Annotated in this window: 23 protein-coding genes and 1 tRNA gene; 10 read left to right on the plus strand and 14 right to left on the minus strand. The window is 51.5% G+C overall.

The window, feature by feature from the left end:
- Window positions 1-313, minus strand: a 313-nt coding sequence (gene infC, locus WKJ03_RS09430) for a translation initiation factor IF-3 (protein WP_337842138.1), incomplete at its 3' end; no start/stop codon positions are given.
- A gap of 72 nt (window positions 314-385) precedes the next feature.
- Complete coding sequence (thrS, locus tag WKJ03_RS09435; protein ID WP_337841945.1) at window positions 386-2,296, minus strand: threonine--tRNA ligase; 1,911 nt, start codon at window positions 2,294-2,296, stop codon at window positions 386-388.
- Window positions 2,297-2,546: 250 nt separating this feature from the next.
- Between thrS and WKJ03_RS09440 the strand changes: the two genes are divergently transcribed.
- On the plus strand, window positions 2,547-2,747 hold the full coding sequence (locus WKJ03_RS09440; protein WP_337841946.1) for a CPXCG motif-containing cysteine-rich protein: 201 nt from the start codon (window positions 2,547-2,549) through the stop codon (window positions 2,745-2,747).
- A 5-nt stretch (window positions 2,748-2,752) separates the two neighbouring features.
- Here the strand turns inward: WKJ03_RS09440 and WKJ03_RS09445 are convergent, their stop codons facing one another.
- Complete coding sequence (locus tag WKJ03_RS09445; RefSeq protein ID WP_337841947.1) at window positions 2,753-3,427, minus strand: riboflavin synthase subunit alpha; 675 nt, start codon at window positions 3,425-3,427, stop codon at window positions 2,753-2,755.
- Here WKJ03_RS09445 and WKJ03_RS09450 point away from each other — a divergent pair.
- On the plus strand, window positions 3,426-4,829 hold the full coding sequence (locus tag WKJ03_RS09450; RefSeq protein WP_337841948.1) for an MATE family efflux transporter: 1,404 nt from the start codon (window positions 3,426-3,428) through the stop codon (window positions 4,827-4,829). The two genes, WKJ03_RS09445 and WKJ03_RS09450, sit on opposite strands and share 2 nt — an antisense overlap.
- Window positions 4,771-5,793, plus strand: coding sequence for a DUF3080 family protein (locus WKJ03_RS09455; RefSeq protein ID WP_337841949.1), 1,023 nt, complete (start codon window positions 4,771-4,773; stop codon window positions 5,791-5,793). The genes WKJ03_RS09450 and WKJ03_RS09455 overlap by 59 nt, the downstream gene beginning before the upstream one ends.
- Here WKJ03_RS09455 and WKJ03_RS09460 read toward each other — a convergent pair.
- The 6 genes from WKJ03_RS09460 to WKJ03_RS09485 form a co-directional block, all read right to left on the minus strand.
- Complete coding sequence (locus WKJ03_RS09460) at window positions 5,790-6,683, minus strand: hypothetical protein (RefSeq protein ID WP_337841950.1); 894 nt, start codon at window positions 6,681-6,683, stop codon at window positions 5,790-5,792. The two genes, WKJ03_RS09455 and WKJ03_RS09460, sit on opposite strands and share 4 nt — an antisense overlap.
- Window positions 6,684-6,697: 14 nt before the next feature.
- On the minus strand, window positions 6,698-7,459 hold the full coding sequence (locus tag WKJ03_RS09465; protein WP_337841951.1) for a hypothetical protein: 762 nt from the start codon (window positions 7,457-7,459) through the stop codon (window positions 6,698-6,700).
- Window positions 7,459-8,013 (minus strand): hypothetical protein, encoded by a 555-nt coding sequence (locus tag WKJ03_RS09470; protein ID WP_337841952.1) that lies wholly within the window; start codon window positions 8,011-8,013, stop codon window positions 7,459-7,461. Before WKJ03_RS09470 ends, WKJ03_RS09465 begins: the two co-directional genes overlap by 1 nt.
- A gap of 7 nt (window positions 8,014-8,020) precedes the next feature.
- Window positions 8,021-8,311 (minus strand): DnaJ domain-containing protein, encoded by a 291-nt coding sequence (locus WKJ03_RS09475; protein WP_337841953.1) that lies wholly within the window; start codon window positions 8,309-8,311, stop codon window positions 8,021-8,023.
- Window positions 8,312-8,402: 91 nt separating this feature from the next.
- Window positions 8,403-9,329 (minus strand): chemotaxis protein CheV, encoded by a 927-nt coding sequence (locus tag WKJ03_RS09480; protein ID WP_337841954.1) that lies wholly within the window; start codon window positions 9,327-9,329, stop codon window positions 8,403-8,405.
- A 166-nt stretch (window positions 9,330-9,495) separates the two neighbouring features.
- Window positions 9,496-10,767 (minus strand): protein kinase, encoded by a 1,272-nt coding sequence (locus WKJ03_RS09485; RefSeq protein ID WP_337841955.1) that lies wholly within the window; start codon window positions 10,765-10,767, stop codon window positions 9,496-9,498.
- Between the two features lie 116 nt (window positions 10,768-10,883).
- On the opposite strand from WKJ03_RS09485, the gene yghU reads away from it, so the two are divergent.
- From yghU to WKJ03_RS09505, 4 genes are all read left to right on the plus strand, one after another.
- Entirely contained in the window at window positions 10,884-11,711 is an 828-nt protein-coding gene (yghU, locus tag WKJ03_RS09490) for a glutathione-dependent disulfide-bond oxidoreductase (protein ID WP_337841956.1), read from the plus strand.
- Window positions 11,712-12,200: 489 nt separating this feature from the next.
- The gene (locus tag WKJ03_RS09495) at window positions 12,201-12,974 is read left to right on the plus strand and encodes a GntR family transcriptional regulator (RefSeq protein WP_337841957.1); all 774 of its coding nucleotides are present in this window, start codon (window positions 12,201-12,203) and stop codon (window positions 12,972-12,974) included.
- 313 nt (window positions 12,975-13,287) lie between these two features.
- Window positions 13,288-13,572, plus strand: a complete 285-nt coding sequence (locus WKJ03_RS09500; RefSeq protein ID WP_337841958.1) for a helix-turn-helix domain-containing protein — start codon at window positions 13,288-13,290, stop codon at window positions 13,570-13,572.
- A 2-nt stretch (window positions 13,573-13,574) separates the two neighbouring features.
- Window positions 13,575-14,936: a HipA domain-containing protein gene (locus WKJ03_RS09505; RefSeq protein ID WP_337841959.1), complete on the plus strand. Its 1,362-nt coding sequence runs from the start codon at window positions 13,575-13,577 to the stop codon at window positions 14,934-14,936.
- Window positions 14,937-15,064: 128 nt separating this feature from the next.
- Here the strand turns inward: WKJ03_RS09505 and WKJ03_RS09510 are convergent, their stop codons facing one another.
- The 3 genes from WKJ03_RS09510 to WKJ03_RS09520 form a co-directional block, all read right to left on the minus strand.
- The gene (locus tag WKJ03_RS09510) at window positions 15,065-16,219 is read right to left on the minus strand and encodes a TIR domain-containing protein (protein WP_337841960.1); all 1,155 of its coding nucleotides are present in this window, start codon (window positions 16,217-16,219) and stop codon (window positions 15,065-15,067) included.
- Window positions 16,220-16,293: 74 nt separating this feature from the next.
- Window positions 16,294-16,656 (minus strand): hypothetical protein, encoded by a 363-nt coding sequence (locus WKJ03_RS09515; RefSeq protein ID WP_337841961.1) that lies wholly within the window; start codon window positions 16,654-16,656, stop codon window positions 16,294-16,296.
- Window positions 16,657-17,461: 805 nt separating this feature from the next.
- Window positions 17,462-18,415, minus strand: coding sequence for a D-2-hydroxyacid dehydrogenase (locus WKJ03_RS09520; protein WP_337841962.1), 954 nt, complete (start codon window positions 18,413-18,415; stop codon window positions 17,462-17,464).
- Window positions 18,416-18,507: 92 nt separating this feature from the next.
- Between WKJ03_RS09520 and WKJ03_RS09525 the strand changes: the two genes are divergently transcribed.
- On the plus strand, window positions 18,508-18,915 hold the full coding sequence (locus WKJ03_RS09525) for a CoA transferase (protein ID WP_337842139.1): 408 nt from the start codon (window positions 18,508-18,510) through the stop codon (window positions 18,913-18,915).
- Window positions 18,916-18,966: 51 nt separating this feature from the next.
- Here the strand turns inward: WKJ03_RS09525 and WKJ03_RS09530 are convergent.
- Window positions 18,967-19,043: transfer RNA gene (locus WKJ03_RS09530), tRNA-Val, on the minus strand.
- 278 nt (window positions 19,044-19,321) lie between these two features.
- Here WKJ03_RS09530 and WKJ03_RS09535 point away from each other — a divergent pair.
- Window positions 19,322-19,726: a GNAT family N-acetyltransferase gene (locus WKJ03_RS09535; protein WP_337841963.1), complete on the plus strand. Its 405-nt coding sequence runs from the start codon at window positions 19,322-19,324 to the stop codon at window positions 19,724-19,726.
- Window positions 19,727-19,731: 5 nt separating this feature from the next.
- On the opposite strand, the gene WKJ03_RS09540 is transcribed toward WKJ03_RS09535, so the two are convergent.
- Complete coding sequence (locus tag WKJ03_RS09540; RefSeq protein WP_337841964.1) at window positions 19,732-20,619, minus strand: HTH domain-containing protein; 888 nt, start codon at window positions 20,617-20,619, stop codon at window positions 19,732-19,734.
- 129 nt (window positions 20,620-20,748) lie between these two features.
- Between WKJ03_RS09540 and WKJ03_RS09545 the strand changes: the two genes are divergently transcribed.
- The gene (locus tag WKJ03_RS09545; RefSeq protein ID WP_337841965.1) at window positions 20,749-23,727 is read left to right on the plus strand and encodes an EAL domain-containing protein; all 2,979 of its coding nucleotides are present in this window, start codon (window positions 20,749-20,751) and stop codon (window positions 23,725-23,727) included.
- Window positions 23,728-23,729 lie beyond the last annotated feature (2 nt).

Raw genomic sequence — 23,729 nt, forward strand, 5'->3', positions numbered from 1 at the left:
CAATGAAGCGACGCAGGTTGCGTAGTTTTACCTGGTAATCGCCTTCATCAGTTCCTGGACGGAACTTAATTTCTTTAATCTGGATCTGCTTTTGTTTCTTCTTCTGTTCTTTCAGGGCTTTGCCCTTTTCGAACAGGAACTTACCATAGTCCATCAACTTACAAACAGGTGGTTCGGCAGTTGGGCTGATTTCAACCAGATCACACCCTGCTTCTTCTGCCAGTCGAATCGCTTCGTTGGTACTGACAACACCTAATTGCTCACCTTCAAACCCGATCAGACGTACTTCTCGTACACTGATTTCTTCGTTAATCCGGTTAGGACGGTTTGTTGGTACGGGTTTCTTTCCTACTTTAATGGTATGTTCCTCCAAGAATTAAACAAATCAGACCCGGTTTTTAATTTCTTCTGTCAGCTTGGCTACAAAGGCCTCAACAGACATTTTTCCAAGGTCTTCGCCCTTACGTGTTCTTAAGGCTAAATCGCCGGATTCGACTTCTTTGTCGCCGACTACCACCAAATAAGGAACACGCTGGAGCGTGTGCTCGCGGATTTTAAAGCCAATCTTCTCATTTCTCAAGTCAGAAGTTGCTCTAATGCCATGAGATTTGAATGTTTTTACCAATTGTTGGGCGTATTCGGCCTGATTATCGGTAATATTCATCACCACAACCTGAGTTGGCGCCAACCAGGCCGGGAAGAAACCGGCGTACTCTTCAATCAGAATACCGATGAAACGCTCTAGTGAACCCAGGATAGCGCGGTGGATCATCACAGGCACCTGACGGTCATTACCTTCAGCCACAAAGCTCGCGCCTAAACGGCCAGGTAATGCAAAATCAAGCTGCACTGTGCCACACTGCCAGGCCCGGCCTAAACAGTCATGCAAGGTAAACTCGATTTTCGGGCCGTAAAAGGCGCCTTCGCCAGGCTGCAGATCATAGGCTATGCCGTTACTTTCCAATGCTTGCGCCAGGGCCTGTTCTGCTTTATGCCAGATTTCATCCGAGCCAATGCGTTTTTCCGGACGGGTCGACAGTTTCACTTTGACGTCTTTAAAGCCAAAGGTACCGTACACGTCAAAAACCATCTTGATACAGTTGGCCACTTCGGCTTGCACCTGTTCTTCGGTACAGAAGATATGCGCGTCATCCTGGGTGAAACCACGTACCCGCATCAGACCATGTAAGCCACCTGACGGCTCGTTGCGGTGACAGCACCCAAACTCCGCCATCCGCAGCGGTAAATCGCGGTAAGACTTCAGCCCCTGGTTAAAGATTTGCACGTGCCCCGGACAGTTCATTGGCTTGATGGCGTAATCGCGGTTTTCTGAACTGGTGACAAACATGTTTTCGGCATATTTTTCCCAGTGACCGGATTTCTCCCACAGCACTTTGTCCATCATAAATGGACCTTTCACTTCCTGGTACTCGTACTCCACCAGCTTTTCACGGACAAAACTTTCCAGCTCCCGGAAAATAGTCCAGCCGTCGTTGTGCCAGAACACCATACCTGGTGCTTCTTCCTGCCAGTGGAACAAACCTAACTGTTTACCGATTTTGCGGTGGTCGCGTTTTTCAGCTTCTTCCAGCTGCAGTAAATAGGCTGCCAGCTGCTTTTTGTCCGCCCAGGCGGTGCCATAAACACGCTGCAGCATTTTGTTTTTGGCATCGCCACGCCAGTAAGCACCGGCCACTTTCATAATTTTAAAGTGTTGGCAGAACCGCATATTTGGCACGTGTGGGCCACGGCACATATCGATGTATTCTTCGTGATGGTATAAACCTGGCTTGTCGTCTTTGGCGACATTCTCCGTCAGAATTTCCATCTTATAGCTTTCGCCACGGGCCGCGAAGGTGTCATAGGCCTCTTGCCAGCTGACTTTTTTCTTCACCACATCGTATTCAGTTTTCGCCAATTGCAACATACGGGCTTCCAGTGCGGCCAAGTCTTCTGCACTGATTGGACGGTCTAAATCCACGTCGTAGTAAAAGCCATTGTCAATCACAGGACCGATCGCCATTTTGACCTGTGGCCAGAGTTGTTTAATGGCATGACCCAACAAGTGCGCGCAGGAGTGGCGGATAATTTCCAGGCCTTCCTGGTCTTTGCTGGTAATAATATTCAATCTGACGTCACGGTCGATGGTTTCACAGGCATCCACCAGCACACCGTCCAGCTTGCCGGCAATAGTGGCTTTGGCTAAACCCGGGCCTATGTCTTTAGCGACATCCATCACGGATAACGGGGCATCGTACGAGCGTTGGCTGCCATCAGGCAGAGTAATAACAGGCATGTTGTTTTTCCTTACAGTGCTGGCCCATACCAAGGGTCAGTTGGAGTTGAAGGTGGTGCAGGATTGATGCGGCCGCGCGTGCCAGTTGATGACTTCTACGAAAAATCATATGGTGCACAACTTAGCCGTCAATAAAGCCCTGCGGGCCGCATAGTAGCACTGCGGCCGCCTTTCCACCAAGCAGAAAGTCTGAACTTTCGTCAGAAGCCTCTAAACTGAAAAGGTGAGTACAGTTGTGTCGGAGGCCTTTATGCACCTTATTAACAAGACCATTCTTTGCCCCTTTTGCGGTCAGCCAACCAGTGTGACTATTGACGCCAGTGGTGGCGACCAGGACGATGTGGAAGATTGCAGCAATTGCTGCAATCCAATCCATGTGCAAACCCATATCGATGAGTTAAGGCACAAAGTGCAGGTATTTGTTGACGCCGATGACGAGCAGTACTACTAAATTGTCTAACTACGGTGGTGCTGGCGCTGCGCCAGTACCCGTTCGACCGTGTCGACTATCGTGATGGTTTGCTGGTCCAGTTCAATATTCACCAAGTCTCCCGACTGGCGTTGGCCTAGTGTGGTCACGGACAAGGTCTCCGGGATCAGATGTAAGTAGAAACTCTGCTCTGTCAGGGCGCCTACTGTCAGGCTAATACCATCCACCGCAATAAAGCCCTTGCTCAACACATAAGGGCGGAATGCGTCTGGCAGCGCCAGCTCGATACGGCAGTTTAGCCCTTGTTTTTCAACCGCCAGTATGGCCACAGTGCCATGCACATGGCCTGATACCAGGTGCCCGCCTATTTCACGGCCAAAACTCAATGAACGCTCAAAGTTCACCCAACTGCCTTCCGTCAAGGTACCAAGATTAGTCTTTTGCAGCGTTTCATCTATGACATCAAATTGTACCCAGCCGGCCGAGGCATCGAAGTCCGTCACCGTCAGGCAAGTTCCGTTGACTGCGATACTGGCCCCCCGCTCTAACTGCAACAATAATTCTGTCGGCACAATTAACTTCAGCTGGCGGAATTGCCCCTGGTCGTGAACTTGTTGCACCTGAACCTGGCGCTGCACTATTCCGGTAAACATAAAGCCTCTGTTGTGGTAAGGTGGCGGCGATTTTTCTGGAGTCATCATGCTACCTTTTTCCCGCTTTGAAGCCAAAACCATTCTGAAATTATCCGGCCCTATTGTTCTGGCACAACTGACCCAAACCATGATGTATGTGATTGATACACTGATGGCAGGCCGGGTTGGCGCTCTGGATATGGCCGCTATTGCAGTCGCTTCTGCCATCTGGCTGCCCATTATTCTGACCTTTCAGGGCTTATTACTGGCGTTAACCCCGATTATTGCCCAGCACTTTGGCGCCCGTCAGCATCAGGCCATTCCGGGCACCACCCTGCAAGGGGCCTATCTGGCAGGTTTTCTTGCGACCTTGCTAATCATTGCGATGCAATTTATCGGGGCACCACTGTCATATCTGCAAATGGAAGACGAAGTGCGGCAAAAAGCGGTGGATTACCTGCACTACGTCAGTTTTGGCATTTACCCGCTGGCCGGTTACATGGTGCTGCGCAATTTATTCGAAGGCATAGGCAATACCAAAGCGACTATGTGGATTGCCTTTGTCGGCTTGCTGGTGAATATACCAGCCAACTATGTATTCATTTACGGTCATTTGGGCATGCCGGCTTTAGGTGGCGCCGGTTGTGGTCTGGCAACAGCCCTGGTTCACTGCGCCATGTTTTGCGCCATGCTGACTTATGCACTGCGCAGTCGAAGCAGCAAACGCTATATGGTTCGTCCTCCGAGTTTGCAGCCTTGCAAAAAGGAGCTCTGGCAGATTATCGCCATAGGCACCCCTATTGCCTTTTCGTTGTTTTTTGAAGTCACGCTGTTTTCCTGTATTCCGTTGTTAATCGTGCATTTGGGCGCCATAGTGGTGTCCGGGCATCAAATTGCCAATAACTACAGCGCCTTGGTATTTATGCTCCCAATGTCGATGGGGCTGGCGACCACAATTCGGGTTGGCCATTTGGTCGGTTCACGTGATGTCAAAGAACTGAAAAAGGCCGTCAGTACCGCTGTGCAACTGGCGATGCTGATGGCGGTGGGCATCGCTACCCTCACCTTCCTGGCCCGCTTTTTTGTGGCCTCGTTATACAGTACTGATCCGGCGGTGATTCATATTGCAGCCTCTATTCTGGTGCTGGCCTGTTTTTATCAGCTTTCCGATGCGGTGCAGGTGGTCTGCGCCTGTGCACTGCGCGGCCTGAAGTACACCAAGCCGGTTTTTTACATCACCTTTGTCGCCTACTGGCCTATAGGCTTTGGTTTAGGTACGCTGCTGGGCCTGACCGACATTCTGGTGCCAAAAATGGGTGCTCATGGTTTCTGGATCGGTATTATTATCGGGCTGACCGTCGCAGCAGTACTGCTGGCACTGATCCTTAAAAAACGGCTGAAGGTTCTGGAAAATGACACTATGGCGCTTGCCGCTACTGATACTGCTGGCCAGCCAATACAGCTGCACTGAGCCCACCCAGAAAATCTGGCAGGACTATCAGGCACGGCTAAGCCGGATCACTGGCGCACAGTTTCCAGAGCTGGCGACCACAGCACGGCCTGCTTTACCTGCCATCAGCACCTTACGCCACCCTGTCACTGAACAGCAACTCAGTTTACTTGATCTGCTGGCGCTGCGTTCCTGTGGCCTGGACCAGTTGGTCAGCGAGCGCAACAGCAGTTTGGGCAAAGTGCAGACGATCAGTCAGCGTTTTGCTTACGAAGTGGCGTTTATGCAGCAGGTGAAGCCCTGTCTTCTTTCTGGCTCACTGAGTGCGGAACTCACTGACAAACTCAGGCAGATCAGCCTGATCAAACAACAGGAATTACCCGCCTTGTGGCACAACCTGCTGCTGACAGACCCGACTTTACGTCAGCAATGGCAACCCGCAGCAGAAGGCCTGCCACTGAGTGGCCAGCCGGGCCTCACTGAAAGCCTGCAAGCGCTGCAGCAATTACTGGCCATTCAGCAACTGCTGCTTTCACAGGACTGGGGTCAGCTGAACCAGCGTCATGTCGAAGCCCCCCTGGCCTTGTTGTACCAATCCGGCTATTTCAGCCGCTGGTTACGCAGCCTGTACTGGCATCTGTCCGCGCTGCACACCACTCAGGCCGGTCTGAACGCGGTGCCTGTGCAGCAATTTTGCCCGGCCGGGAAAAGCCATGGCAACACAGAAAAGCTTACGAATGTGCTGAGTCAGGTTTTTATTCTGCGTATTCAACAGCCGCTGGCGGAACTGGATGGCGCTTATCAGCAATTCTGGCCTTTGCTGACGGCGTTGTATCAACAGACTGCGTTGTGGCCTGCATTGCAGCAGCGGGTTGAACAACCAATTCAGGAACTAAAACACCAGTTACGGCTGCATGTCAGCTGGTGGCAGCAGGTACAACAGCACTGTGCCGCACCTGCCGCCAGTCGAAAAGAAATCAGTTAAAGCTCAATGTACTGTGGCCAGCCAAGCAGTGGTTGTGCCAGCCCATGTTTATGTTCAAAGGCGTCCAGCTTTTCCGGTGACGCCTGCTCCAGCGCCAGTTTCTGGTACTTGCGGGCAAATTCGACAGTGCGTTTGAGGGCATCAATAAAATTTGCTCCCAGCTCAGCCCGCACCGCCTCGTCGTAACCGGTAGGTAACATCAACAGCACCTGCTCGGTCTGCAGTTGCAGCACTGTCGGCTCAGACCAGCTGTCTTTTAACTCCAGTTGACGCAGGCGTTTTTTTAAGTCCTGCCGCACTTTATCCCCCCCCGTAAACAAGCGGTACAGCACCACTTCGGCAATCATGTCTTCGACACTGAAGTGTTCAAAAGGATCGAGTTGACTCTGGGCATAGAACTGCTGTTTCACCACCGAAATGGCATTGCGGCGTAACGACTCCAGCCGGGCCTGCTGATACTGCGCTAATCCTTCCCATTCTTCAGCATCCGGCGGGCTGGATAAGTCCTGCAGCAGCTGTTCGTCCACGTCACCGTAAAGCGAGCGCCGGTTTGGCTGGGCAATAGTGGCTTGAGCCAATAAGGTCCAGCCCTTTTGGAAGGATTTCACCACACCGTCCGGACTCTGCAGTACGGCCAGCGCTTTGTCATGCTGCTGTTGAGCCAGTTCCGCCAGACCGAGGCTGGCAACCCCAATCACATCAAAGGCCGCCTGTTCCAGCAAATGCATTTTGTATTTATTGTAAAACTTGTCAGCAAATTTCAGGCTCATCAGCACCGCTTTGCTTTTGATTTGCTCCAGTTCTTCTGTTGACAACTGCCCCTGTGCCAGTCCTAGCCGGATCACCTGGGTTAAAAAAGGTCCTTGCTGATTGCGAAGTACTAACTGCATCTGAAACCCAATCCTTAGTCGAGGAAGCTGAACATATCGTCTACTTCGTCGTATTGTTCTGTCGCCTGGTTTTTCTCTTTCGCCTGCATCACCAGCTCAGCGGCAAACTTATTGATAATGTTCTCCCAGCCGGAGTTTTCATTGCGAATGAGGTTCTTAATGGCATCCCCTGTGCTGGGTGATAACTGGAAAATCAGTGCCAATAAACTGCGTGGATCATCAAAACCCAGGCCGTGCACCTGCTCGGCCGTGGTACGTTCGCTGTAGCTCAGGGCTTCTTCCAGATCCTGCTCTTCTTCGTGCAGCAGGTCCTGTACTTCATCATCCTCTTCATCCTGTTCACCGCGATACAACTCGATAAAGGGAATACAGAGATAAAACAGCCCTGCCGGATCTTCGGCAATGGCTTCAAGAATTTCGGTTTGTTTTTCTTCACTGTCCTGGGTGCGGATTAAATAGGTCAGAAAATCAAAGGTGTGTTGTTTCAGCTCATCGGCATTATTTTTAATTTTCTCTTCCCAATACAGCGGCTGCTGACTGACGATGTCACGGATTTTTTCCGGCGTCATCAGTTCAGAAATAATCGAAGGAAAAGACAAATCATGTTGGGAGTTGATCTGGGTGAGCGTCACAATATCGATCTGCTCAATAACCTCCACCAGTTGCTCATCTGACATGGTGTTGGCAATCAGATCAAATTTTTTGCTGGCCTGTTTAGGTTCCACCACAGCCAGTTCTTTAATCTCCGCGACGGTAATTTCAATTAAGTTGTTCATCAGCGCCCTTCCCGGTCAAAGCGAATTTCATCATAGGCATCGTCGTAGCCCGGTTCATCGGCGTCTTCATCGTCATCCGCATCCGGCCCATAACCACGATCATCCAGCTCATCGCCGTGCTCCTCATCCGCCATATCACGGGCGGCTTCATAGCCAGAGCCCACTTTGGCCTGAAAAGTCAGCATATAGAGTACAGCCACAGCTTCAATCAGCAGTTGCTCATTCAGCGCCCGCACTGCTTTGACCAGCGGCAGATCGGCGTTGCCAAAAGCCACTGTGGTTTTGAACTGCTCCCAGTCCGGCACTGTGCCGGCTTTCAGCCAGGCGGCCCATTGCAGTTTGGCCTGTGGGCTGAATTTCACTTTGCCATACAAAGCCACCGGCAGGTATTCAGGCACAGAGTGCAGCATCTCAGGGTCTGCCAGCAGCACCTTTTTCATCTGAGCAGTAAATTGTTCCAGCGCTTTCGGGGTTTCAGGGTCGCTGTAGGATTCAATATTTTCAAAGGCATCGGCTTTGAGCTGAGCCAAACGTTCGCTGTTAAATTTTTTCATACAAACCTCAAGGCGCCGGGTAATAACTGTCCCACAGCTCTTTCATCGCTGCGGCCGGGTCGGTCACTATCACATTGTTTAAATCTTTGATAAAAGCGGCGCGCTTTTTTGCATCCGACAGCACATCATAGGCTTCTTTTACCCGCTGTAACTGCGCAGCTGCCTGCTCAAGTTCGACTTCAGAGGCATCGCGCAGTTTATCCGGGTGGTACTTGTTTGACAGCCGTTTATAGGCTTTTTTGATTTCGTCTTCCGTGGCGTTTGCTTTCACGCCTAATACACGAAAATAGTTAATCATGCCGTCCACTTATCTGTTTCAGAGGACCCAGTCCCCTTTGGAACCTGGCATGATAGCAGAGAACAGGCGGCTGCCAATCGGCTTTTTTCTGTTATCCGGCACGCATCCATTTTTGCACCGCAGACACCAGTTCATCGGGGTGGAATTTGGCAATAAACTGGTCAGCGCCAACTTTGCGTACCATAGCCTCGTTAAAGACGCCGCTTAACGAGGAGTGCAGAATGATATGGATATGTTTGAGCTGGTCGTCCTTTTTGACTTCGGCGGTCAGCGTGTAACCGTCCATTTCCGGCATTTCAATATCCGAAATCATTAAAGGCACAGTCTGCGTAATATCGCCACCCAGTTCATTGGCTTTGGCTTTTAGCCAGTCAAGCGCCATACGGCCGTCATTCACGGTTTCAACATGAATGCCGACAGTGGACAAGGCGCGTTTTACCTGGTTACGGGCCACAGCAGAGTCATCGGCCACCAGCACGGTCAGGTTTTGCACCGCTAAATCCTTCGACTTTTCTTTCACCGACTCACTGACAGTTTCATCCACAGGCGAAATCTCGGAAAAGACTTTTTCCACATCGATGATTTGCACCAGCTTTTTGTCCACCTCAGTGACCGCAGTCAGGTAATGTGATTTACCGGCGCCATGAGGTGGCGGCAGAATTTGTTCCCAATTGACATTCACTATGCGGTCCACGCCCCCCACCAAAAAGCCCTGAGTGTTACGGTTGTATTCGGTGACCAGAATAAAAGCGTGGGATAAATCCTCAATACGTTTACCGCCAGTGGCCTGGCTTAAATCAATAACAGTCACGGGTACACCGCGTAAATGGGCGATTCCCCGCACATTGGGGTTGGCGCCGGGTAACTCGGACAGTTCAGGGCATTGAATGACTTCGCGCACCTTAAACACATTGATGCCGTAAGGTTGGCTGCCCTGTAATCTGAACATCAGCAGCTCCAGTCGGTTTTGGCCAACAATATTGGTACGTTGATCAACAGAACTCATGAAACCGGACATAGTCACCTCAAATAGAAATTAAACACCGCTCGCAGCAAACTCAGTATGGCAGCTTTCATCGCATATGCTGTTGATCCGGCGTTATAAAACGACGCAACGAGTGGGCGGACAAACTAATTTGAAAAATACGATAAAATCTGCAATTTGAAAAGCCCTGCTTGCCGAATTATTTCTGATGGACGGATAAGTGTCGTTCAATCCAGGCGAAATCAGGCCGCTGCTGAACAGCATGCTGCAGGCATGCAACTTCTAGTTGCCACAGCGGGTCACTGCCCTGCACAGGATCAGTGCAGGGCAGCCGTAAGTCCTGCAACAGATAACCAAAGGCCCGGATATCCAGCGCCTTAAACGCCTGCTGCTGCGACCTGGACAGGTTATCCAAAGCGGTCGCAGCGCCAAAATCACCCAGATACAGCTGATAGTCTGCATTAACCAGCATATTGTGGGCGTACAAATCGCCATGACAGACAGAGTGACGATGCAAATGTGCCATAGCCGACGCGACCTGCAGCACCACTTTCAGCATCTGGCTGCGGCTGAGCGTAAAACCTGCGGCATAACAATCCCGGCTGATACTGCTGAAACTTGGCACCAAACCAAGGGGTTTGAACCCTGGCGGGATCAACTGCATCACCAAAGCTTTGGTATCCTCTAACCTCACTTCAGCACGCAGCGGAATTAAGCTGGCATGGCCGGAGCAGCGCACTGAGTTCCACAATTCCTCTTCCGGACAGCCGTCCGTGGTGATATGGCCCTTAAATTGTTTCAGGGCCCACTCAGATCCATCGTGTTGGTCCCGCACCCGGTAAATCAGGCCTGAAGCACCTTGCCCCAATAAATCGAGCTGTGTATAGCGCTCCGCCAGATGGTCTGGCAGCAGGTTCTGCACAGGAGGCCTGGCAAAACAAGCCGGATTGGCTCCCACAGATAACCAGGCAAGCTTCGGCAACTGAAACAACCAGTCCGGTACTGTGGTCAGACGGTTTAATGAAAGCCGCAGCAATGCCATAGAAGTACAATCTTGCATCGATTCTGGTAAAGCCCGCAGCCGGTTAGCGGCCAGAGCCACCTTTTGCAGCTGTCGATAACGCCCCATATCGGCCGGTAACCTGGTCAGCTGGTTGTCGGTCAGGATCAGCCAGCGTATAGAATCCGGCAGCACACCTTCGGCAAAGTCAGTCAGGCCATTGCCTTTAAAGCTGATCATTTCCAGCTGCGGGCATTGGGCAAGCACAGCCGGGATCTGGCGAAATTGATTATTGGTCAGAAATAGACGTTTTAGTCTGACAAAACGGGATAGTTCATCTGGCAAGTCTGACAGCAGGTTGTCCGAGAGGTCGATATGCTCCAGCTGGTCTGCATAGCGGAATAACTGCTGAGGAAACTGCGTCAGGGCCGCACTCCATTTCACCGAACTTTTATCCGCCGACAATTGCATCTGGTTGCCTCAAAAAAACCGTCAGTCTAATAACTGCGCCTTGCCACAGCAAGGCACTTGTATCGGTCCACGCCAATACCCATAGTAAATCCATCCCCATAAACCAAGGAAAAACCATGAGCAGTTATCAACCGCCCAGAGTCTGGCTCTGGGATCAGGCCAATGGCGGCGCCTTTGCCGCCATCAACCGTCCTGTATCCGGAGCTACCCATCAAAAAGACCGCCCTAAAGGCAAACATGCTTTGCAGCTGTATTCTCTGGCGACCCCCAATGGGGTTAAAGTGACCATTATGCTGGAAGAGCTGCTGGAGCTTGGCGTCAGTGCGGCGGAGTATGATGCCTGGCTGGTGAATATCCGCAAAGGAGACCAGTTCAGCAGCGGTTTTGTTGAGGTGAACCCCAACAGCAAAATTCCAGCCCTGTTTGATGAAGACACAGGGATCCGTTTGTTTGAATCCGGCTCCATCCTGTTGTATCTGGCGCAAAAGTTTAACGCTTTTTTACCGACAGGACTGGCTGAGCGGACTGAAGTGATGAACTGGCTGTTCTGGCAAATGGGCAGCGCGCCTTTTGTCGGGGGTGGATTTGGTCATTTTTATGCCTATGCACCAGAAAAATACGAGTACCCGATCAACCGCTATGCCATGGAAACCAAACGCCAGTTGGACGTACTGGATAAGCTGCTGGCACAGCGCACTTACATAGCCGGTGAGCACTACAGTATTGCCGATATGGCCATTTGGCCCTGGTACGGAGCTCTGGTGCTGGGCCGGTTGTATAACGCAGCAGAGTTTCTTGATGTGCAGAGCTACCCCAACCTGCAACGTTGGGCCCGTCTGATTGACGAGCGCCCTGCGGTAAAGCGTGGCGTGAAAGTCAACCGCAATTGGGGCGAGCCGCATGAGCAAGTGCCAGAGCGGCACAGTGCCGCGGATTTCACCTGACAATGCCTGTTGTCATAGTAAAGACAAATGAACTGAATTTGAGAAGCTCTCTTGCCTGCGTATTGGACATTGGAGCCAACTCAACCCTGGATAAAACCGGCTTCGCGATTACTCGCAAAGCCGTTCAGCCGACTACAGACCCAGTTTATGACCAGAGTTCACCAACATCCAACCCTGCTCTTGTCTGCTTGTTGCGCCAGTATGCCAATATGAAGATAGGCACAAGCAACTTACATGGTGGTGAGCTGACTAAAGACATGAATGTCCAACTGATGGATTCCTTAAACACCCAGTTACATACCTGAAATTCGAGCTTTTTGAATCGCCACCAATGAAACCGTCCCCCTCGCATTTCCAGTTTAAATTTTTGTTATGCTTGCTCTAACCCTATAACATAGTTAATTGCATTTTTTAATTGTTTTCTCAAGACAAAGTGACTCAGACTATGCTGAGTGCAACTGAGTACCCCCCCTTAAAAGACAAGAGCTTATGACATTTGAACAACTGTTAGCAGATCCCCGTTTAAAGCACGCTTTAGTCAGCGATGTTCCAACACCGCTGTACCATCAGGTGTATTTATTCCTGAAGGAAAAAATTCACTTAGGCGAAATTCCCTACGGTGAAAAAATGCCAACAGAACATCAGTTGTCGGATGTATTTGGTGTATCCCGCATTACCGCCAAGCGGGCTATGGATGAGCTGGCAGAAGAAGGTTATATCAGCCGTCACCGTGGCAAAGGCTCGCACGTGACCTACAAACACCGCGCCGAACAGCTGAACGCGCCAATCTCCGGTTTACTGGAGAGCCTGGCCATTATGGGCCGCGAAACCCAGGTGCAATCGCTGATGTTCCGTAAAACCATTCCGCCACTGGATATTCAGGAGCGTTTTGGCATTGATGGCGAAACCCAGCTGATCCAGTCGCAACGGGTGCGTTTGTCTGACGGCATCCCTTTTGGTTATTACGGCAGCTGGACCCGCGATATAGGCGACGCCTACAGCGAAGAAAACCTGCTGAAAATGTCGCGGATGGATATTTTCCGGATGGCCGGTATTGAACTGCATTTGGGCAAAGTGAAGCAGTCCGTGACTGCCACCCTGTCGAACGTGGATACCGCCATGCATCTGGGCATTCCAACCGGTAAACCTTTGCTGGTACTGAACCGCTCTATGTACGACAAAAACGGCGAACTGTTCGACCATATGTACGCCTTATACCGCCCTGATCAATACCAGTTTGAGATGGAGTTTTCGATGAAGTAACACCGCAGCGCTGGCACTCCGCTGCGTTGCGGCCCAGGTGTCAGGCCCTGAGGCCATTAAAATGGTACTGAGAGCAGGTAAGTACTGCAATAATCAACAAAAAGGTGTACCAAACAGCGACGCGCTGACAGCAATCCAACTGCGATTGCAAGGGCCTATTTGAAACCAAATTAATCACCACTATCGGTGATTAGTTAACGAAATCCACCACCATAGCACTATATTCACCGCTATTGGTGATTATAGTGGCGCTTTGGCAAAACCAGCCTATAATCACCAGATCCAGTGATTAATTAAGCACGAGCCTCCTGTTATGGCAAAAAGAGTCACAGTTTCAGACAGGCCTGAGTCAGCTTTTATCAATAATGCAGAGACTTTGGGGCTACTGATTAAAGCGAAGCGGACAGAACTCGGCATGAAATTAGCCGACTGCGCCGCACTTTGTGGGGTTGGCATTAACACCTTGTCACGCATAGAAAATGGCAACGCCAATTGCACCTTAGCGGCCGTGCTCGCGGTAATAAACGGCTTAGGTATTAAGCTAACCTCAAAAGAGCTGACGCCAACCACCGCCTCTACTGAAGATGAGTGGGTGTGATTATGGCAACCACAGAGGCTTTTCATGGTGATGCATACCGGCTGAAGCTCAGTTATGGCGATGAGACCATAGGCCTATTGGCACTGGATAACAGCACCAACTTACTGAAACTTAGCTACACACCAGAGTGGCAACAACAGGGTTTTGCCATTTCACCTCATTTGCCACTGAATCATCAGCACAGGCCTGACGTTGCCTACAACTACCTGGATAACGCCTTACCCGAGGGGGAAGCACGAAAACTACTGGCGGAACATTTAGGGGTTTCGGAAAAAAACGTCTATTCGCAGGTGCGTGCTCTGGGTGGCGATTTAGCCGGAGCCGTGACCTTTAGACCAGTTCAAGGAAGTCAGCCCGATCATCAGCAGCCCAGCTTCAGGCCCCTTGCAGACAAAGAGCTAATCGAACGGCTGAATATCAAAGAACAGTTTGGCTTACTCACCTGGGACGACAAACCCCGGCTTAGTGTGGCGGGTGTGCAGGACAAATTGAATGTCTTTATCGATAACGCTGGCACTATTGGCTTTGGCGACGGTTCACTCTGCTCCAGCCATATCCTGAAATTTGAACGGAAAAACTGCCCTAACCTGGTGTTAAACGAATTCTTCTGCATGAAACTTTCAACTGCTATTGGCTTACCGACAGCAGAAGTTGCATTCAGACGTTTTGGCCCTCATCCGGCCCTGATCGTCAAACGCTTTGACCGCAAATACGATGCTGCGGCGCAAAAAGTACTGAGACGCCATGTGATAGACGGCTGCCAGGCCCTGAATTTAGCCAGAGACTATAAGTACGAACGCAACCTGGGCGATGGCAGAGACGTTCAGCACATTCGGGACGGCGCCAGCCTGCCAAAACTATTTCAGTTATGCCGCAGCATGACGTCACCGGCAGAAAGTATGCAATGGCTAATCCACTGGCAGTTATTTAATTTAATGATCTGCAATTACGACAGCCATGGCAAAAACGTCTCGCTGTATTTCGACAAACAAAACGCCCGCTTTACCCCAGCTTATGATCTGGTGAACATCGCCATGTTCCCCCAGTTTAAGCAGGTGTTGGCCATGGCGATGGGCGACGAGTTTGAACCGCAAAGTGTTCACGCTTATCAACTGGCCGACTTTGCCGAAACTTGCAACATCGACAAAAAGCTGGTTGCGCGGCTACTAACCTCCCTGGCAGATAAAGTGCTGCAGCAACTCACCGACCAGGGTTCTGGCAGTGCTCTTATCAATCAGCTAAAACAACAGCCTTTTATTACAGCTGACGATCTTGAGTATTTTCAGGCATTGAGTGACAACATAGTTGCCGGAACAGCTTACTTAAAAGCACAGGCTGCGGAGATGGCTTTTATTAGGGTGTAGTTATCTGATTCACTAATAAATCGGGGCGCTCACAGCCCCCATTTAATGATTGACCGCTTAAAGCAAGCAGCGGACATAACGTTTGACATGAGGGGCCCGTCGAGGCCCAAGCCGGGAAGCGTCCTCCTCTATGCGTGGGGCGATGCAGCTAAGCGATGCAACCCATCCGTTTGTAGTACGTCAAGAAGATCGTAGAAGGACACGTCAACACTCCATCGACCCATCGCATAGGAACTCACTTGGTAGGGGGCAAAAAGGAACGTAAAGTGGTCTGCACTGACAGTAAAGGCTTTGAAGTTCTCGGCATCCGGACCTGCACCATCATGAAACATCTTCAGCTGATAGTCATCAGGCTTCTCGCCCATCCGGCTCCAGTACTCTCGACCAAGAGCTCCGATGCATAGCTCGCTAATGCGTTCGATGGCTGCAGGCCCTTCTTTGAAGAAGTCCTCAAGATTAAGAAGAAGCAGACGCTCCTTCATGGCGAAGTTATATGTCTCGAAATATGAGTTTGGATGCGCGGCTCCCGCGCCGTACCAACCGACCTCGTACACTAGGCTCAAGAGTTGAGGTGTTGAATTAACAATCCCGAAGCTGTCCCACCTACCGTTGGTCGCCGTAAATCCGTCAGTCTTTGAGAAGAGATCAGGTGATTGATCCCAAGGCTTCTGGCGCGACTCTATTACCGTTCTAGCAGCTCGTCCTGCAAAGAAATATGTCAACTCTTTGGCAATCCTCGGTTGAGATGTGGACTCAAACCTTGGGTATTCAATCTTTATGTCGTGTCCAGGAGCACCTTGCCACTGCTCCTCTAGCTTGTCGGTGAACACTCGGAATGGGCCGGCATCCAGCCCCTTGGCCAGTTCAATGGATTGCTGCTCGGCAGCGATTTTTAGTGAAGCTTGCACCTGCCCCCAGGCTCCAGCAGTACTAAGATCAACGTACTGAAGCCGCCCAGCTATGTGACTAGGAACGTCGCACGGCTCAAGCAGAAGCGGTATCACATAAATGTCGGTGGGTTGCTTGTATCTGAGGCGTTCGATGGCGTCATTAGCTTCACGTTGCACGAAACCGCGCTTGTTGACGCTTTGCTTGCTCAGCAAGAGAACAACTACATTCGCATCGCTGAACGCCTTGTCGATTTCCGCTTCCCAGTTTTGACCTGGGAGCAAATGTTTCACGTCCATCCAAGGGGCAGCCCCCTCTTGGAGAAAGAGGTCATAGTACTTTAACGCGTGATCCCGATCCTCTTTCGCGTAGCTCACGAAAACCTTGAGTGACACACTCAACCCCCAAGTGAAGTGAAATTACTATTCATGACGCCTAACGCAAAGCTTTGTGGCGGCTGGATCGCAGTTTAAGCCGTCCCAGCCAAATTACTGGCGACAACAGTGCCTTGTTGTGTATTTGCTTCAACCGCCAGTTTATAGCCAGCTAACAATGCCTCTGATTCTTTTAAACTCAAAGAGCCGTATTGCTCTACAAGATATTTTGTAGCCTTTGATGAGTTAGTTGGTTCTGTATGCCCTCGCTCAGATTTAAAATTTCCAACCTTAGCCTTCAAAGTCCCGCTATCCATTTTGCACCGATTCGCTAATTTTTCGCATAAATCAGTTTGCAGTCCATATGGGAAGCCAGCATTTTCCAACTTTTTGTATATGACAAAGCACTCTAGCTCTAATTCAAGTGACCAACCTGATTCTGACTTGAAGTTAAACATTGATCTATCCTGCTAATGCATAACGCCCAAAGCAACGGCCGACTGAAAAGAGGCCCAGCCACGAAATGGCGATGCTGCGTTTGCTTGTTAGGTTTTATTCAGAGCCGTCTCCGACATACGTACCATCTGGAGCCATAATTGGCTTGCCTCCAACGTAAGTGCCATCAGGAGCTAAATGAGGGCGACCACCAACATATTTACCATTAGGGGCAAGTTGAGGGCGACCACCAACGTAAGTCCCATCTGGTGCAAGATTAGGCCTGCCGCCAACGTAAGTACCATCAGGTGCTAATTGTGGCTGCGAGCCAACATAAGTATTTATAGGGGTAAGGTATGCTCGACCCATTCTTTTTACTCCTTTTGGAAACATAACATTTGTATAATGCGCATGCGCGTCTGGCTTGTTAGACCAGCGAGAAATAGCGATTATTAATTCCCTAAATTCAACCATTTCCTAAGATTTGTCCAGCCTTTTGGTTGCAGGATAACGCGCATGCGGTTTATCTCACTCCATTGGCATGTTACCTATTCTGTGAACTTTGATAGCTCATTAATTTTTATGTAGTTACTTCTTGCAGCAATGCGCAAAGTGAGCGCAAAACAGAGTAGAGGTAAAGTGGACTTTGTAGAGTCACAACTAGACCTGCTTTTTGCACAAACCTAACGTCCAGCAAAACAGACATTGGTAACTGCGGAGTGAGCAATATAAAAGTGAGCGCGGGAGGCGCGAACGGGCGAACGCAGTAGTTGCCGGTGGCTGGTTTGCCAACCACCTTATGGGAATACAGAAAAGACCAGCTCTTCCCTACACCACTCTATTCTCCCGCTCGCCGGCTTTAAAGCTTTGGATATTGCGGCCAATAATATTGACCAAATCCTGCTGGGCTTCCTGGCAGGCCCAGGCGATATGGGCGGTGATTTTTAGATTATCCAGCTTGGCGTTTAACAGAATATGGTCGGCTGGTGGCGGTTCTTGCTCTAAAACGTCCAGCACCGCGTAGCCAATTTGTTTGGTTTCTAAGGCGTTGAGCAAAGCCTGATTGTCGACCAAAGCGCCGCGGGCTGTGTTGATTAGCATGGCGTTTGGCTTCATTTTGCTAAGAGCGGCAGCGTTGATTAAGCCGACTGTATCCGGGGTTTGTGGGCAGTGCAGGCTGATAATGTCGGCGGTTGCGAGCAGCTCGTCGAAGCTGACGCGACCGGGGCGAATTTCGGTCGCACCAGCGTGTTCGCTAATAATTACTTTCATATCAAAAGCCCGGGCGATTTTCTCCACGCCTTTGGCCAAAGCGCCGTAACCGACTAAGCCCAGGGTTTTATTCGCCAACTGAACCATCGGGTTGCCCAGCACCACAAAAGTTGGGCTTTGTGGCCACAGGCCTTTGGCGGTGTTTTGGTTGTGATGTTCGGTTTGGCTGTAGTGCGCCAGTATTTGCGCAAACACATACTGCGGCACAGTATGGCGGGCGTAACCGGCCACATTGGTCACAGCTATGCCAAGCTGCTGCGCCGCTTTTAAATCGATATTGTTGGTGCCGGTGGCGGCAATACAAACCAGTTTCAGCTGGGGTAATTGCTTTAAGGTGTCGGCGTTTAGCAGCACTTTATTGGAGATAATAACGTCGGCGTCGCGGCAGCGTTCTACCACTTCGGTTGGCTGCGTGGTGCCGTAGCAGGTCAGGCTGCTGGCTTGTTGTTCGATAGCTGAAAAGTGAATACCAGGGCTAAAAGTGTCGCGATCCAAAAATACCGTTTTCATGCAAAGTGCTCGTCTGAAGAAGGAAACAACAGGCCTTTGGCTGGTAAAGGCCTTCAGCAGTCTACTCTGACTGCCCGCTAAACGCTGAATAAATCTCGCTAACCGATTTTGCCAACGACAGCCGGCTGGACAGCAACAGTGGCCGCTTTGATCACCGCAGCACCATTATTCCGCGCCTGACCATCGCTTTTGCCCAGCTACCAACAGAGGTATTGATGCAAAAGCTCGACACCATTGGCCTGCCTTATGCGCCGGTGAACAAGCCGATGGACTTAGTCAGCGATCCACACCTGAATGACGGCGGCCTGCTGGCGGTGCAGCTGGAGAATGGCGTTGAAATTAAACTGCCGGCCCTGCCAATACAAATGGACCAACACAAGTTTGGCCTGCGGCATCACCCACCGAAAGAAAGCCAGCACGCGCCAGAGCTGCTGACCGGCCTCGGTTATTCGCATGCACAAATTCAGCAGTTCATTGCAGACAGGGTGGTCAGGGGCTGAGAAACGAAAAAACAAAAACGCCGCTCAGTGAGCGGCGTTTTTGTTGGAATATGGTGCGTTCTAGTGGACTCGAACCACCGACCCCCACCATGTCAAGGTGGTGCTCTAACCAGCTGAGCTAAGAACGCAGGTCGTTTACGGCAGGCTTTGCTGCGGCAACGGCGGCTATGTTATGCAGCAGCGCTTTGGCTTGCAAGTATTTTTTCTGAAACATGGTGCGTTTGCTGCAAAATTAAACGCCTTTGTTCACAGGCAGCATTGATTGGTCAGGCGCCGCTGCTTACAAGCGTAGCGGTCAGGTGTTTTCAGGTACGTCCGGCGTACAAAATTTAATCCCGCCATGTTATCAGGACAACAAAACTGCTTTAGTATGCTGCAGCCCTGATTTCACTCAAGAAAAAGTTGTATGTGGATTGAAGAACACAGTACCGGACTGGCCGATCTGGCCCGGCAGAAAATTGCTGAATTTAACGCCTTGCATTGGGATGCTTCACTGCGACAACCACTGGGACTGAAAAAGCTGAATGCCGAAGGTGAACTGCTGGCCGTGCTGGCTGGCCGAACCTTTGGCAACTGGTTTTATCTGGAGTCATTCTGGCTGGCAGAATCCGAACGGGGTCAGGGCCTGGGCAGTGCGATGCTGCAACGAGCCGAGCAGATAGCTGTGCAGCGGGGTTGCCGTTTTGTGGTAGTGGATACGCTGGATTTTCAGGCGCGGCCTTTTTATGAACGTCACGGCTATCAACTGCAATGGACCCAGCAGCAGTACCCCTTTACCGGGGCCAAATACTTTATGACGAAAACGCTTTGACCGTTTTAATTCTGGATCAGCCAGCGCCCGCCTTTAGCTGGCCCCACACGCTGCAGCTGGCCGCGGGCTTTCAGTTTGGCCAGTTGTTTTTCAATGGCCCTGCAGCTTAAGCCCAGTTGCAATGCCAGCTGACGGGCACTGAGTCTGTTGTCTTTTTTCAGCTGCCGCACTATCTCATCTTCGGTGTCAAACCAGTTGCGTTGTATTTTTGGCGCCGGCTCTTCTGGCAAAGCCGCACGAATTGCCAGATGCAGCTGTTGCTGCAACCAGTCAGTCCATTCCCGCGCGGCGCCATCCTGCCACAATAATTTCTGGTACTCGGCCTGCTGTTTTTTCAGTTGTTGTTCCAGCGGCAACTCATACCAGGACGGATGCAACTGCCGCAGCATCAGTTTCAGCCACAGCAACGCCAGCAGCTGATTCCCTGCGCTGAAAGGCTGCAATTGCATCCACTTCTGGTAATGGCTGGCTATGCCTGCCAGAGTGCGGGGAGCAGCCTGACCCCAACGCGCAAATAACTGGGGGATTTGTTCAGCGGCCGGCGCCTGAAACAGCAGCTTGTGATCAGAGTACAAGGCGCAGCTTTGGTTTCTGAAATCCTGGCCAGGCACCAGCTCAGTTGCCAGTGTCCGCATCAGATTGCCGCTGTTGGCTGGGTCTGTTGGGGCCTGCAGGTACAGACGGGTCAGCCGCCCTGCCAGTTGCAGTGACAGCGGCAGTTTCTCCACGGCCAGTTGCTGCCATAACTTCTTTTGCGCCATGCTGAACCGCTGTTGGTCCAGCACCAGCGCATCAGCCGCCGCATCCATTCGTAACTGTTGTTTTTGCTCTGCAGTCAAACCAGCCCAGTGCTGCTGCCATCGGTTTTGTGCCAGCTGAAACTCACTTGCCATACCGCATCCCCCCGGAGTCTGTTCTTTCTTGTGCTGAAACTTGCTTTCCTGACCTTACTCATTAAGTATTAGTTCAGCTCTATCAAGAGCTTGTCGTAATGTCAACCCGAAGTCAGCCGTGGAGTTAATGTGCCCTACACTGTTTCCGAAGCCAGCCGGGCCTTAAACCGCAGTTTTGTTGTCAGCGGTCTGTTGTTGCTCTGCTGCATCCTGTTGTTTATCTGTTATGTCTGGGCCGAAAAAAAAATAGACCAGGCGAACGAAAGCCGGGCCACGTTTCCCCGATTAATCCAGGAGTTCCGTCAGTCGTCAGATGACCTGACCCGGATGGCGCTCCTGTATATAGCCACGGCGGACCCCCGTTATAAAACCTATTACGATGAAATCCTTGCCATTCAGGATGGCTATGCCCCCCGGCCGGAGCAGCCGGTATTTTGGGAGCTGCCACAATCGACGCAGGCGTTGCAACTCAAAGGCCGTCGCCTGGCGCTGTTAACCCTGATGCAGGACGCTGGCTTTAGCGCGGACGAATTAAGCGCAGTGACACTGGCAAAAAAACGGGCCGAGGAATTGATCCGGATCGAACGTCAGCAGATGAGTCAACTGGACATGCCCGGACTCGAAGCGTCCGAGCGCCGGCAGGTGCAGAAGGACAGTTTATTCAGGCTGCTCTCTGATGAACAATTTCAGCTCAAAGCCAGTGTGATGCAACCTTTGGCCGACACCCAGACCAGGTTGGAACAACGGACCCGCCAGGCCGTCAGTGACGCCATGATGCAAGCCTTCTGGCTACGGCTGGCGTTTATTTTTGTCACATTGGTGTTGTGTATCACACTGTACCGCAGCCGGCAGCTGTACAGGCGCCTGCTGGGTGCCACTCCCTCTGAACTCAGCACCTTTTTGCAGCAATTTGGCCAACCCAAAACCAGCAAACCCTTGCGGGGGCAGCAGGTGCCACCAGGCAGTATTCTGGCCTGTCTGGTGGACGCCGAAGCTCAGCAAATCCATCAGGAAGAACAACGACAACAGCTGATTGCAGAGCTTCAGCAGCAACAGCAATACTTGCGTGCACTGTTTGACAGTCTGCCGCTGATGGTGTGGTTCAAAGATTTACAGGGGCGTTATCTGGCGGTCAACCGCAGGTTTGCCATGATGCTGCAACGGGACGTTGAGGAGATCCAGGGGAGATCAGACAGCGAATTGTTCGACCCTCAGCAGGCGCTGATGCATATCAGTCATGATAAAAATGTATTGCAGCAGGACCTGCCGGATCAGGTGTTGCGTCAGCTGATGATTGACGGCGAGCTGCGTTGGCTGGATGTCTATAAAACCCCGGTCTACCACAATGAACAAAGCCTGGGGGTAGTAGGCACAGCGCGGGACGTGACCACTGAGCACAATGCAGAAACTCAGCTGCGCCTCAGCGCCAGTGTGTTCACCCATGCCCGCGAAGGTATTATGATCACCGATCCGCAAGGGGTGATCATTGATGTCAATCAGGCCTTTTGCCAAATCACAGGGTACAGCCCTGAACAGGCGAAAAACTGCACCCCCCGCCTGTTAAAATCCGACCGGCAGGATGAACACACCTATCAGCATATGTGGCAGGTACTGCATGAACAGGGCTATTGGGCCGGTGAAGTCTGGAGCCGCAGGGCGAACAGCGAAGACTATATGCAAAGCCTGACCATGAGTGCGGTGCGGGACGAGCAGCAACAGGTGCGGCATTATGTCGGGCTGCTCAGCGATATCACTCAACAACACCAGCAGCAACAGCAACTGGAAAAAATTGCCTTATTCGACCAGCTGACCGGTTTACCCAACCGCAATGCGCTGATCCAGCAATTACAACAATTGCTGCAGATGCGGGACAAAGACGAGTGGCTGGCGATTGCCTATCTGGACCTGGACGGCTTTAAAGAAATTAATGACCGCCATGGCCATGCGACAGGCGATAAACTGCTGCTGCAGGTCGCCCAACGACTGCGTAAACAACTGGACAGCTATGAAACCCTGGCGCGTATCGGTGGGGATGAATTTGTTCTGCTGCTGCCAGCACTGACTGGCCAGCACCAGGGCTGTCAGCGAATTGAGCAGTTGTTGGCACAGATAGCCACACCAGTGCAGATAGACGACTGGATGCTGTCCGTTTCCGCCAGCATTGGCATTACCTTTGCGCCACAGCCCGAAGCCGTGGATGCGGAGCAATTGATCCGTCAGGCCGACCATGCGATGTACCAGGCTAAACAGGATGGCAAAAACCGTTATCAGTTGTTTGATGTCGACAAAGCCCGCAGCATGCGTGGTCATCAGGAAACCCTGCAGGACATCCGTCAGGCGCTGGAACTGGAGCAGTTTGAGCTGTTTTATCAGCCCAAGGTGAATATGCGCAGCGGTGAACTGATAGGCTCGGAAGCACTGATCCGTTGGCGCCACCCCGAACGGGGCCTGGTGCCGCCCGGTTTGTTTTTGCCAGCCATTGAACAGCACAGCCTGGGGGTGACGCTGGGCTATTGGGTGATGGAGCGCGCCATACGGCAACTGGCCGAATGGCAACAACAGGGCTGGGTCCTGCCGGTCAGCGTCAATATCTCGGCTTACCATTTACAGCAACCGGATTTCGTCAACCGGCTGCAGCAATTGCTACGCCGTTACCAGCAGGTCTCCCCTGCGCTGTTGCAGCTGGAAATACTGGAAACCGGCGCATTAAACGATTTGGGCCATGTGCAGGCTGTGATGCAGGCCTGCTTGCGCGCCGGTGTCAGTTTTGCACTGGACGACTTTGGTACCGGGTATTCGTCGTTGACTTACCTGAAACGTTTACCGGCTCAGGTGCTGAAAATTGACCAGAGTTTTGTCCGCGACATGCTGACCGACCCGGATGATTTGGCTATTTTACGGGGCATTCTGGTGCTGGCTGCCGAGTTTAAACGGGATATTGTGGCTGAAGGGGTGGAAACCACTGAACACGGCCAGGCGCTGCTGGCGCTTGGCTGTGAACTGGCCCAGGGCTATGGCATTGCCAGACCCATGCCAGCCGCCGATTTTGAGCACTGGCGACACCACTGGGTACCACCCGCCGAATGGCGCTGCACAGGCGCCCCCTGAAC

The organism is Rheinheimera sp., from assembly GCF_037442525.1.
Classification (GTDB): Bacteria; Pseudomonadota; Gammaproteobacteria; order Enterobacterales; family Alteromonadaceae; genus Pararheinheimera.